The sequence below is a fragment of the Bifidobacterium sp. W8110 genome, from assembly GCF_016101375.1.
GTDB lineage: Bacteria > Actinomycetota > Actinomycetes > Actinomycetales > Bifidobacteriaceae > Bombiscardovia > Bombiscardovia asteroides.
This window is the reverse complement of the sequence record NZ_JACFQO010000001.1, coordinates 470,794-482,800: the sequence shown is the minus strand read 5'-3', so window position 1 is coordinate 482,800 and position 12,007 is coordinate 470,794. Positions and strand designations below refer to the sequence as shown.

The 12,007-nt window shown below is 60.3% G+C and carries 8 protein-coding genes, 2 tRNA genes and 2 pseudogenes; 5 read left to right on the top strand and 7 right to left on the bottom strand.

Features of this window, described 5'->3' with window-relative positions; translation table 11 throughout:
- Positions 1 to 209: 209 nt before the first annotated feature.
- Positions 210 to 2,744 (top strand): annotated as a pseudogene (locus tag H3T88_RS02010) (LPXTG cell wall anchor domain-containing protein); the annotation flags it as partial.
- A gap of 68 nt (positions 2,745 to 2,812) precedes the next feature.
- Here the strand turns inward: H3T88_RS02010 and H3T88_RS08620 are convergent.
- From H3T88_RS08620 to trmB, 4 genes and pseudogenes are all read right to left on the bottom strand, one after another.
- Positions 2,813 to 3,310, bottom strand: a pseudogene (locus tag H3T88_RS08620) (FGGY family carbohydrate kinase); the annotation flags it as partial.
- 66 nt (positions 3,311 to 3,376) lie between these two features.
- Positions 3,377 to 3,763 (bottom strand): VOC family protein, encoded by a 387-nt coding sequence (locus H3T88_RS02005; protein WP_198203535.1) that lies wholly within the window; start codon positions 3,761 to 3,763, stop codon positions 3,377 to 3,379.
- Positions 3,764 to 3,875: 112 nt separating this feature from the next.
- Entirely contained in the window at positions 3,876 to 5,897 is a 2,022-nt protein-coding gene (locus H3T88_RS02000) for an elongation factor G (protein ID WP_198203347.1), read from the bottom strand.
- Positions 5,898 to 5,939: 42 nt separating this feature from the next.
- Positions 5,940 to 6,752, bottom strand: a complete 813-nt coding sequence (gene trmB, locus H3T88_RS01995) for a tRNA (guanosine(46)-N7)-methyltransferase TrmB (protein ID WP_198203346.1) — start codon at positions 6,750 to 6,752, stop codon at positions 5,940 to 5,942.
- Between the two features lie 149 nt (positions 6,753 to 6,901).
- On the opposite strand from trmB, the gene galE reads away from it, so the two are divergent.
- The 3 genes from galE to H3T88_RS01980 all read left to right on the top strand — a co-directional run bounded on the left by galE (position 6,902) and on the right by H3T88_RS01980 (position 8,181).
- Positions 6,902 to 7,912 carry a UDP-glucose 4-epimerase GalE gene (galE, locus tag H3T88_RS01990; RefSeq protein WP_198203534.1) on the top strand — a complete coding sequence of 337 codons (1,011 nt, stop codon included), beginning with the start codon at positions 6,902 to 6,904 and terminating at the stop codon, positions 7,910 to 7,912.
- Between the two features lie 72 nt (positions 7,913 to 7,984).
- Positions 7,985 to 8,058: transfer RNA gene (locus tag H3T88_RS01985), tRNA-Asp, on the top strand.
- Between the two features lie 47 nt (positions 8,059 to 8,105).
- Positions 8,106 to 8,181 (top strand) — tRNA-Phe (locus tag H3T88_RS01980).
- A gap of 1,084 nt (positions 8,182 to 9,265) precedes the next feature.
- Here H3T88_RS01980 and H3T88_RS01975 read toward each other — a convergent pair.
- The 3 genes from H3T88_RS01975 to H3T88_RS01965 all read right to left on the bottom strand — a co-directional run bounded on the left by H3T88_RS01975 (position 9,266) and on the right by H3T88_RS01965 (position 11,438).
- Positions 9,266 to 9,805, bottom strand: a complete 540-nt coding sequence (locus tag H3T88_RS01975; protein ID WP_198203345.1) for a low molecular weight protein-tyrosine-phosphatase — start codon at positions 9,803 to 9,805, stop codon at positions 9,266 to 9,268.
- Positions 9,805 to 10,473, bottom strand: coding sequence for a dihydrofolate reductase (locus H3T88_RS01970; RefSeq protein ID WP_198203344.1), 669 nt, complete (start codon positions 10,471 to 10,473; stop codon positions 9,805 to 9,807). Before H3T88_RS01970 ends, H3T88_RS01975 begins: the two co-directional genes overlap by 1 nt.
- An 89-nt stretch (positions 10,474 to 10,562) precedes the next feature.
- A complete protein-coding gene (locus tag H3T88_RS01965) occupies positions 10,563 to 11,438 on the bottom strand; it encodes a thymidylate synthase (RefSeq protein WP_198203343.1) in 876 nt (291 codons plus the stop codon).
- 143 nt (positions 11,439 to 11,581) lie between these two features.
- Between H3T88_RS01965 and H3T88_RS01960 the strand changes: the two genes are divergently transcribed.
- Complete coding sequence (locus tag H3T88_RS01960) at positions 11,582 to 11,995, top strand: OsmC family protein (protein WP_110417558.1); 414 nt, start codon at positions 11,582 to 11,584, stop codon at positions 11,993 to 11,995.
- Positions 11,996 to 12,007 lie beyond the last annotated feature (12 nt).

Below are 12,007 nucleotides of genomic sequence, written 5' to 3'. Positions count from 1 at the left end.
AGACTGTTTGAATGGTTGTCCGCTGCTGATTGCAGTTAACGGGGGGAAGCTGGGGGAAGGCGTCCCGGCGGAAGGCCCGCCGGTGCGTTCTTCTTCCAGGGACAAGGAAGGATGCGGGCGTCCGTGAATGGTCGCCCGCATTTTCCGTATCCGTGTGAAACGGGAGGGAGCGCATCATGGGGCGCTTCCGACTGAAAGGACGGATACGTATGTCAGGTGGGAAGAAGAGCTGGCGCACGATGCTGGTGGCTGCCCTGACCGCAGGGGCGTTGGCCTTGGGATATCTGGCGCCAGCCGCGTTCGCCGAGGGCGGTGGTGGCGGTTCCGGCGAGGGCGGTGGCGGTTCCGGCGGGCAGGTTCCATCGCAGACCGCCGACGTGCATTGGATCTACAAGGATTCCTGGCCCGCCACTCTGGAGGGCATGAAGCAGGCGATACGTGATTCGGGCACCACCCTGTCTTCCGATTTGGAGGATGGGTCGAATCAGTTCGTGGATATGAATGCCATCCTTGCCGACGCGATCTCGGAGTGCAAGGCCTCATACACCGGGGAGGGTGACGCGGAATGCCGGATGGTCGCTGTCGGCTACGCGCGCCTCGGCAACGGCGTGTTCAGCGGTTCCTATGTCAGTTCGAACGCGCGTCAGCGTTGGGAGTCCCAATGGGCCGCCGAAGGGCGCGGCACCTACCAGTACCAAGGCCAGTCGTACACGACCGGCACCACGTGGACCGATCGACTTGGCGTGCGTTCGGTGGATAGCCTGGTGCAGGATTCCATCAACGCCAATCCCGATGCCTCGTTCCGTGTGGTCGTGCTGGCCAAGAACCAGCCGCCCGTCGATTATCCGTTGACCGTCACCACCTCGCACCGCCAGCAGACCGACATGCAGGTCGGCTCGACCACGCCGGTCGGCGACACCATCCACGCGAACAACGGCGGCTCGTCGATCAAGGAGACCCTGCACGGCACCGCGATCGTGCACTACGATGGCGGCCCCTACACGCCGACGGGCAGCGTGAGCAAGCCGATCAGCTTCGCCAACAGCGGCGACACCGTGATCGACAACCTGGCCTCGCCGGGTGATTTCGGCATGGATTCCTGGGCCGAGGGCACATATTGGATCGACATCCAAGTGCCCAGGCAGGGAAGCATGCAGGCGGCCGTGGACACCACGGACCGGGATCCGGCGGAGACCTGGAAGGTCAGCGCCGTGCCGCCGGCCGATCCGGTCAAAAGCATCGAGGAAGGCGTCAGCGCCGACCAGATGACCAACCGCACCACCATCACGTATGGGACCGGCCGGGGCGGTTACGAGCTGAGTTTCAGGGACGTGATCGAACCCAACGGCGTCGATTACACGGTGGACGGCTTCACGCTCGTGGACGCCACCGACAACAATCGCGATGTCTCCAACGAGTTCGAGATCGGTTGGGACCGCGCATCGAACACGGTCAGCGCGGTCCGTTCGGCCAACAAGGGCATGATGCCGTTCGACCACGAGTATGTGTTCGGCTTCGATGTGACCGTCAGCCTGCCATCCGATTACCAGAACATCAGCGACCATGCGTGGGGCAAGTGGAACCAGCTGCCCGAGGCCGACGCGGGAGAACGCGAGTTCGACACCTGGCGTCCCAATCCCGACAAAAGCTGGATCATGCTCGACACTAATGGCAAGTGGCAGGCCGTGATCGACCCCGACCGCACCAACCAGACCGGCGGCGACGGCAAGGTGTTCCTCGACGGAGACCGCGTGGCCTCCGTGGTCAACGGCACCGTGCCGGCGAACCTGATCCAGGCCCCGCGGACGCTCACCTTGGTCGATGATTGGACAGCCGCCGACTACCTGTTCGACGCCGATGAAGCGGCGAACGTCCGAGTGTACGAGGCGGACGCGGGCACCGATCGCGAAAGCAGCGTAAGCGACATCGCCAACCGTGGCCGTGACATCACCGACCAGTGGGACATCACAACCGATGGCACCGTGGTCACCGCCACAGCCAAGGCCTCCTACCTGACCGGACTGAAGGACTTGGAGAAGGCCAGGCAGATCACGATGCTCGTGCCCGGCCGCGCGAACTACGCCAACGGGGCCGGAGCGGGCCAGGTGCGCGATGACTTCGGCATCGAAGCGGACGACGAGATCACGTTCTGCACCGCCGGCAAGAACGGCGCGGAGTTGACCAACGCCGGCTCGCAGACCATCAACACCCACACGGTCGAAACCAACGAGCCGAAGGTCTGCGGTTACGTGCCGTCCGTGGTCAAGGATGTGGTCGGGGAATCCTCCCAAGGCGGCGCCCAGGACAGCGTGGACGGCAAGATCGTCTTCCCCGGCCAGCGTCTCGAATACCGTCTGGAAACCCAGCCGCACCTGCCCGACAGTCTCGCCTACACTATCGTCGAGGTGGCGGTCACCGACACGTATGACGAGCACTTCCAGCCGGACAAGCAGACCCTGGAGGTCACCGACCTGACCACCGGCAAGTTCATCCCCAAGAGCCAGTACCGCAGCGAGTGGAACGACGCGAACCATGCCGTGCGTCTCGTGTTCGCCGACGACTATGTGCGGGGGAACTGGCTGGCGGGCACGAATCCCAGAATCATCATCAGATTCGAGGGCGTCGTGGCCGAGGATGCCCCGGCCGACACCGTGGTTGACAACCAGTGGGCGTTGACCTTGAACAACTCGGTCACACCAAGCAACAAGGTATGGAACGATCCGCCCGACTTCCAGCCGGGCAAGATGGCGCCTGCCGTCGAGCAGGCCGTCATATCGCCGCAGTAGGCACCGGTCAGCCACCAAATCAGATAATCCTTGGCATCGATGAGCACGTGGCGAACCTGCGCATACCGGTCGGGCTGATACCTGGACATCCACATCAGCTTGGCTATAGGCAGGGACCCATCGCACGGATTCCCCATTCGGGCGCGGAAGGAATCAGCCCCATACATTTCCGTCAGCTCAGCAGACTCTTCTTCGGCCCTGCCGTCCGCGTACAGGATCGCCGGCCCGACAGGCTGCCCCTGCGCATCCAAGGCGATCAGGTCCTGCATCTGTCCGCTCATGATGATGCCGGTGACCTGGTCGCTCTTGAAATGCTCAAGAATCTTCCCAGCTTTAGCCAAAAGGTCACGGGACACCTCAATGAAGGCCTGCAGCCAATCCTCGGGATTCTGCTCGACACGTCCGTCAGTTGTGTCAATGGGCAGAAGACCGCTGGACGCACACACCCTGGCAGTGCCTTGGTCATCCACAAGAACGGCCTTGACCTGCGTGGTGCCCACATCGAATGCGGCTGTATAGGTCATACCGGTCATCCTAGGCCTTCCCAGCCGCCCAGATGACGACATGATCCCGTATGTGGACTGACGCGGTTACCTTTGGGATCCCGACCAGTCCACCACTGCTTCGACATTGTTTCCATCCGGATCCAAGACGAAAGCAGAATAGTACCTGGGATGATAATCACGCAGCCCGGGGGCACCATTGTCACGGCCCCCGGCAGCGAGCGCCTCCCTGTAAAAGGCATCTACCGTTGCGGCATCAGCGGCCCTGAAGGCTATGTGCGTCACCGGTGAACCGGTCCCGTCCTCGCCTGGTGTCAGATAGAAGTCCGAGTGGGCCCCATCATCCTCAGCACCGAACCCAATGGTGGGCTCATGGTGGGCCTTGGCCACATACCCCAAAGGTGCCAGGGCTTTGCTATAGAAATCGATGGAAGCCCGGATATCCCGAACCTTCAGCGTCAGATGATCAATCATGTTCGTAATTCTAGGTGAATCATCAACCAATAAGGGCAGACCGCCCAGAATGATCTTTTCCCCGTGCCACTCGATGCCGATGATCACCGAACACAATCCTCAAGGCTATGGTTCAGATGTACTGGCCGCCGGGTAGGTGCATGAAGTCCTCCACCTTGTTCCATTTGACCGCGTATCCAGCTCCGTGGGCACAGAAGACCGAGTCAGGGGTGTTCTCCAGGTCGGACTCGGGATCGTACCCGATGGAATCCACAAGAGCATCCTGGTCCTGGCAGGGACGATACCCATTGAAGAAACAGGTCAAATGTCCGCGGCCATGGGTGTAGGTGCTGACCTGGATGGCATAATCACGCATCTGAGATACTGGCGCATCCCCTTCCAATTCGACAGTATCCCCGTCTGCCTGCGGTTCCGAGAAGCCGCCCTTCATCCGGTAGATGTCCGACATGGCCCTGCCCAAATTCTTTTGAGGAACAGTGAGTCTGAAATGGTACCAGGGCTCCAGAAGTATATTGTGCGCTTTCATCAGCCCCTGCCGGACGGCCCGGTAGGTGGCCTGGCGGAAGTCCCCGCCCTCGGTGTGCTTGATATGGCCGCGGCCATCCAATAAGGTGATGCGCATATCGGTGATGGGCGAACCCGTCAGAACTCCTAGATGCTCCTTCTCCGCAAGGTGGGTCATGATGAGCCGCTGCCAGTTCCCGTCCAGGCGATCGAGACTGCAGGTCGACGCAAAACTGAGACCGCTGCCCGGCTCTGTAGGTTCCAGGAGCAGATGAACTTCGGCGTAATGGCGGAGGGGCTCGAAATGTCCAACGCCTTCGACGGGGGCCGCGATAGTCTCCCTATAGAGGATTCCGCCCTGGCTGAAGGAGACCTGCATGTCGAACCGTCGCTCCAACTCCTCCTGAATCACCTCCAACTGAACCTGGCCCATGATACGCAGGTGAATCTCCTGGAGCTGTTCCTGCCAGGCCACATGCAGGAGGGGATCCTCATCCTCCAAGATGCGCAAGGCGCTCAACAAGTGGTGCGGGTCCACCCCTTCGGCCTCCACTGCATAGGACAGCACCGGCTCCAGCACAGGAGTCAGATCCTTCCGCTCGCACCCAAGCCCCTGCCCCGGACGTGTCAGGTCAAGGCCGGTTGCCGCCACAATGCTTCCGGCCTGGGCGCAATCCGTCAACCTATAGGAGTCTCCCGAATAGACACGAAGCTGATCAACCGTCTCCCTGGTCTCAACGCGTCCGTTCTTCCCTATATCTCCAGCTGTCCTGTACGCCTCCGCAACAGAACCCGATTCTTTGCTGGCTTCATCTCCATGACGGAGTTCGGTGGCCAAAGAGGATTTGACCGGCAGCCCGCCACCGGTCACCTTGAGCCAGGTCAATCTGGCACCCTTGTCATCATGCGATACCTTAAACACCCTTGCACCGAACTGTTTGCCGTAGGCAGGCGAAAGGGTGTACCGCTCCAGCCCCTCCAGGAGCGCGTCGATTCCGTCCAAGCGCAGGGCAGACCCAAGGAAACAGGGGAAGAGGCGGCGGTCGGCAACCAGTCTCGCCAGACTTTCATCCGATATGCCCTCGGTCTTGAGATACTCCTCCATCACATTCTCGTCGAGCAGGGCCACATCCTCCATATCGCCATGCCCAAGTCCACGGCTCAAATCGAAGCAGTCCGGAGACCAGCGTTGCTTGCAGCTTTCAAGAATGCGAGCGGCATCAGCACCAGGGGCATCCAACTTGTTGATGAAGATGAAGGTGGGTACCCCGTAGCGTGCCAGAAGTCGCCAAAGCGTATCGACATACCCCTCTAATCCGGCTGCGGCATCGACGACCAGAAGAGCATAATCCAAGACTGAGAGAACCCGCTCCATCTCGGCTGAGAAATCCACATGGCCGGGTGTGTCAATGAGGGTCAGATCGACATCGCGATAGGTCAGCCGGGCTGGCTTGGAGAAGATGGTGATGCCACGTTGACGCTCCAGTTCGTTGGTGTCGAGGTGGGCATCGCCATGGTCCACCCTGCCCAGACGACGAATTCCTCCGCCCCGGTAAAGCATGGCTTCCGAGAGCGTGGTCTTGCCGGCATCGACATGGGCCAGCATTCCCACCACTATCCTCTTGACCATCGGGGGCCTCCCTCGCTCTTCATGTTTATGCGCACTCTATGGTCAGTCTGCCGAAACCTGATAGGTCAGGTCGTGGATGACCCGTCCGGCCTTGATCCCCTTACGCTCGAAATTGGTCACGATTCTGCCGTCGAACCGCTCCGACTCCATGAACACGGCATGAGGCAGGGATTTGGCCTGATCAGCCGTCCCCTTGCCGACATGTTGGGTGGGCAGACTGACTCGTAGATTGCCCAGGTTTTTGAATCTCGGATTCTTATCCATCACCTCATGCACATGCAGGGCGTAATCCTCGATGTCGGTTGCAATTCGCCAGATGCCGCCAGGCACCAAGCACCTCGCCAGATCTTCAGCCAGAGCCGGCTGGACCAGACGACGCTTGTGGTGCTTCATCTTGGGCCAGGGGTCGGGGAAGAAGGTCCAGACTTCCTTGATCAGCCCAGGATCCATCCGGGCCAGAAGGTCCGGGGCGTTGACCTGGGCAAGCCGCAAATTATCCAGGTCGGATTTACCGGCCATCAGCATGGTATGGGCCAACCCTGGCTGATAGACCTCCAGGGCCAGGTAGTTCCTATCTGGGTGCTCCCGGGCGCTGGCGACGACGTTCTCCCCCTGGCCGGATCCGATCTCGACGATCAGCGGCGCATCCCGTCCCCAGACCGACCCGATCATTGCTGCATCACAACGGAGGTCCTCGGCAACTGTCAACGAGCCCTCAGCCTGACCAAAATCGAGCAGGTATCTGGAGGAATACCGAGCCCAAGCCCTCGCCAGCCGGTCGCTGAGCTTCTCGGACCGCCTCACATAGGAGACAATGGACCGCATGGGGGCTTTGCTCTGTCTTTCTGCACTCATCACAGCTCATATATATCCTAGAAAGCGGATACAAGCGGGCATAGCCCCAACATGTTCCCGTGATATACTCAATCTAGAACAAAAAATAACAAAAGATTGCAAAACCGAACAGTCCCTTACGTCCGGTTCTCGACAGGAAAGGCATGCAGATGTCAGTTTTGGTTACAGGCGGCTGCGGATACATCGGCGCCCATGTGGTTCACGCCCTGCAGGAGGCCGGCAAGGAGGTCGTCGTGGTCGATGACCTCAGCTATGGCAAACCCAATCGGATCGGCAATGCCCGTCTCTACGGCGCTGACGTGGCCGCTCCTGGTGCCGACGAACGTCTGGCTGAGATCATCGAGGAGAACAAGGTCGACTCGGTCATCCACTTCGCCGCCCGCAAACAGGTGGGCGAGTCGGTGGAGAAGCCCATCTGGTACTACCGGCAGAACCTGAACGGCATGATCAACGTCCTATCCGCAATGGCAAAGACCGATGCCAAGAAGCTGGTCTTCTCCAGCTCAGCCGCAACCTACGGCGAGCCGCCGGTCGACGTGGTCCCCGAAGACGTGCAGCCCATGGTCCCCATCAACCCCTACGGCCAGACAAAGCTGGTCGGCGAGTGGATGGCCCGGGCCTGCGAGCAACCTTACGGCATCCGCTTCTGCGCCCTGCGCTACTTCAACGTTGCCGGTTGCGGACCAGTCAGCCTGGAGGACCCGGCCGTCCTCAACCTAATCCCCATGCTCTTCGACAGGCTGCGGCAGGGCAAGGCGCCCGCCATCTTCGGTGACGACTATCCCACCCCCGATGGCACCTGCGTGCGAGACTACATCCACGTCTCCGACCTGGCCGACGCCCACATCGCCGCCCTGGACTACCTGGACCGCGACCAGCGCCGCTACGATGCCTTCAATGTGGGCACCGGCCAAGGCACTTCAGTTCGCCAAATCGTAGACGAGGTCAAGAAGGTAACCGGTCTGCCTTTCACTGAGGCCATCAAGCCCCGCCGCGCCGGCGACCCGCCGCACCTGATCGGCGACCCCACCCGAATCAACACTGAAATGGGCTGGCATGCCAAGTACGGCGTCGAGGAGATCGTCGAATCAGCCTGGAAAGCTTGGCAGGCCAACCCTGCTCATCACATCGACACCGATAGCTGGCAACAGCAGGACTAGGCAGCGACGCGCCGGGGCTTGCATTCCTCCGGCGCTCATGTAAACTTTCCTCTTGGCTGTTCGAGCAGCCTCGGCTCCGTAGCTCAGTTGGTTAGAGCGCCGCCCTGTCACGGCGGAGGTCACCGGTTCAAGTCCGGCCGGAGTCGCTGGGAATGGTCTGGCCCGGTTTGCCCGGGTCTTTTCGACTGTTCATGGCTCTGTAGCTCAGTTGGTAGAGCGAGCGACTGAAAATCGCTAGGTCAACGGTTCGATCCCGCTCGGAGCCACCATAAAATCCTCAACTCGCTGAAACGGCGGGCCTGAGGGGTTTCTGTTTTCTTGGCCTTTTCGATTTTCAGAACCGACCCCAGCGCTTACCCAGCATATTCACCATCATCCCAGGGCATCCGCAAACAAGGCATTGGAGCTCCTCAGCGGCCCTGCTGCTGTACAGGTTGCGCTGCATGCACAAATCCCGTGTCATGCTCGGGTTGCTGTACATCTTGTCGAATCCCTGAAGAACTGCTCCACGCCCCCCACATACTTGGCTATCCTGCACATCTCTATCGTTGCCGGTGTCGAAGCCTACGACTGACCACTTCAGTCAGCAGACCTCCCCCATGCGCCAACCCACCCCGACCAGAGACATAAACCGATCCACGAAACCGCATTTCACCAGCACCTCCTCGCGCTCGACCGGTATGGGCTCGGAGCCGGGCCGACCGGGCAGCTGGAAAAGGCCAACACTCAACTCAAGCAGGCCTGCAGGTCCATTCTGCTAGTCCGAATCGCAGGCCGATGCATGGCTACCACGAAGACTTCGAGGCCTTCACCGAGGGCAGACAGCCTACGACGACAGGGATCGAACAGGCCCGATCTGTGCAAACGCCCGGTACCGCCACCGGCGAACCCCGCTGAACAAGCCGAACGCAAGCTCTACAGCCTGCCCATGCACGTCACACCCGTAACGCCTCGCACCCACCAGACCAAGAGCACGTGATAACCTAGCCCCAAGGCCTGGAGACCCTCCGGGGTAGTGAAATAACCTATGGAAACCAGGGGATTGTCCCCAGGCCACTCCCACAGCAATGCCACAGATGCAATAAGTGGTGGAGTAATCGCAGCAAGCGGAGGAGCGCTTCCCGGCCTTTCCAAATTCAAAATGGCATGCCTCAATCCCACCGCATCAGAAAATGCGAGACTGACTATTTACGAATTCCCAGCATTTACCCACCACATTTGCAAACAATCCTCGACAAGTCTCGTCATCTAGACGGTTCGATTCAGCTCGGGGTCACCAGCCAGTAAGCCTCTAAGATTCATAAGGAAACAAGGGGCCTAATTGTTATTTACAGTCATCAACCGCTCGTGCATTCAGGACAGCTGACGCACCACCCAGTCGACGATGTAGGGCGCGGTGTGCTCAATCTGATCGATGGCCACCTCGAACTCATGTGGGCCGCCATACCAGGGGTCCACCAGATCGATTCGGCTCTCCCGACCCGGCGCCGGTGTGGGCAGATTCGGGTCAAAGCTGCGGTACAGGTGCACGGCGGAACGCTTGCCTGAAGGCAGCAGACGGAGCAGTGCGCGCATATGGTCGGCAGTCATGGGCAGGAGCAGGTCCGCGTCTTCTGCCTCCTCCCGGGTGATCCGGTGGGCGAAGTGATCGGCCGGAACCTCATAGCCACGCTCGCGCAGAACCCTCTGAGCACGCCGATCTATAGGGTTGCCAAACTCCTCATCGCTGACCCCGCTGGATTCCACCCTGACCTGGTCCTCATCCAGTCCGCGATCCTGAAAGAACTTGCGCAGGATGATCTCAGCCATGGGCGATCGGCAGATGTTGCCGGTGCAGACGGTCATGACGTTATAGGGGCCCTGTGAAGCCTTTCCTTCGGAATTCTGGCCCATCAATGCACCTTCCCATAGGTGATGTACCGGAACCGTGGGATGGCAGCCGCCTGGTCCGGTTTGGCAGGGGTCATCCATTGACTCTTGTCGCGCACCTGCCAGAACCGCTTGCTGACCAACTCCTCCATATCGGGCACAAAGACATCAGCTGGAGTCTGCAAATCAAGGTCGGTCACATAGGCCGCGTCAGACAGTGGAAAGAAGGTGCTGAAGACCCCTGCGCCGCCGATGATCCAGATTTCACTGCGATCCATCCCATCGTCGGGAATGGCTTCCTGCCGGGCCAGCTCCAGGGCATCGTCGGCAGCAGATACCACGGTGGCGCCCGGTGCCCGGAACCCTGGGTCACTGGACAGAATGATGTTATCCCTCTTGGGCAGTGGCCGCTCCCCCATGGAGACCCAGGTCCGCCGCCCCATGATGACAGGATGGGATACGGTCAGCTCCTTGAAGTGCCGCATGTCCTCGCTCAGATGCCAGGGCATCGCATTGTGATAACCGATGGCGCCACGCCGACCGTCAGTGGCATGCGCCTGCGCCCAGATCATATTGACCGATGAGCGGCGGCCTATCTCTTCTTCCTGATGCCGCCATTCCTCATCACCTAGAAGCCCGGCCTGACCGGGCTCGGGTTCGTGATAGCCGCTTCGACTATTGTCATGCTCCATCTGTTGCGTTCACTCCTCATAGTGAGTAGATATACGAATACATTCTAATCTTCGGATTCGACGGTGCCCGTATTCGGCTCAGCGCACCATCAGACCGCCACTGGTGCCTTGATGGCGGGATGACATTGATAGTCCACCACCTCGAAGTCTTCGTACTGATAGGAAAAGATGGAGTCGGCCTTGTGGATGCGCATGGTCGGATAGGGATAGGGCTTGCGCGACAACTGCTCCAGAACCTGCTCCACATGGTTGTCGTAGATATGGCAGTCGCCTCCGGTCCAGACGAACTCCCCCGGCTCAAGACCTGCCTGCTGGGCCATCATCAGGGTCAGCAGGGCGTAAGAGGCGATGTTGAAGGGCACCCCCAGGAACATGTCGCAGGAGCGCTGATAGAGCTGGCAGCTCAGCCTGCCATCGGCCACATAGAACTGGAAGAGCGCATGGCAGGGAGGCAGAGCCATGCTGTCAACCTGGGCTGGGTTCCAAGCAGTGACGATCATTCGACGGGAGTCCGGGTGGGTGCGTATCAGATCCAGCACCTTGGCGATCTGGTCGATGGTGTGATTGGGGTCCTCCGGCGTCGGGGCTGGCCAGCTGCGCCACTGGACCCCATAGACCGGTCCCAGATTCCCGGTTTCCGGGTCGGCCCACTCGTCCCAGATATGCACACGGTTCTCCTGCAGCCAACGCACGTTCTGTGACCCCTTCAGGAACCAGAGCAGCTCGTAGGCGATGCCTCGGAAGTAGACCTTCTTGGTCGTGATCAGGGGGAAGGAATGCGATAAGTCGAAGCGCATCTGCCGCCCGAACAGGGATATGGTCCCAGTGCCCGTCCTGTCGGACTTCAGAGTGCCTTCGCGCAGGATGGTGCGCACCAGATCCTCATAAGGGGTGGAAATGTCCGAGTCGGGACGCTCAGGGATACGTGTACGGATGCGCTGCAGTTCTTCCGATGTCAAGGCCATGCGGCCATACTATCAAGTCCTCGGTCAGCTGAGCGCGCCCCGGTGACGAATCGCACGGTCCGGGTTAGATTGGAGGAGCAGGTCCGGCCACAGGGTCGGATCCGGATGACGCACCCGTCCGGGTGCTGAACAAGGAGGAACAGATGGGCAAGAGACTTTGGGTTGAACGCGACAAGGACGGCACCTGGAATGCCTATGGCGACAACGGCGCCCACATCACCTTCGGCAAGGGCGAGGATCAGTTCAACCCCGGCGACCTGATGAAGATTGCCCTGGCCGCCTGCGGAGCCCTTTCCAGCCAATTCGCCGTGGAGAGCGCCCTAGGTAAGGGCAAGGGGGCGAAAATCGTGGTGGACGGCACCTATGACGCCGACGATGACGCCTACCTGAGCTTCGATGAGCAGGTGGACGTCGATGCCACTTCGGCCAGGCTGGCCCAGGAGGATGCAGACAAGCTGGAGGAGCGGATCCGCCGCCATATCGCCAAATCCTGCACCGTGGCACACACCTATCAGCGGGAGACCCCGGTCCGGATCTCCGTCAAGGTTCGCCACTGATCCGGCAACAGT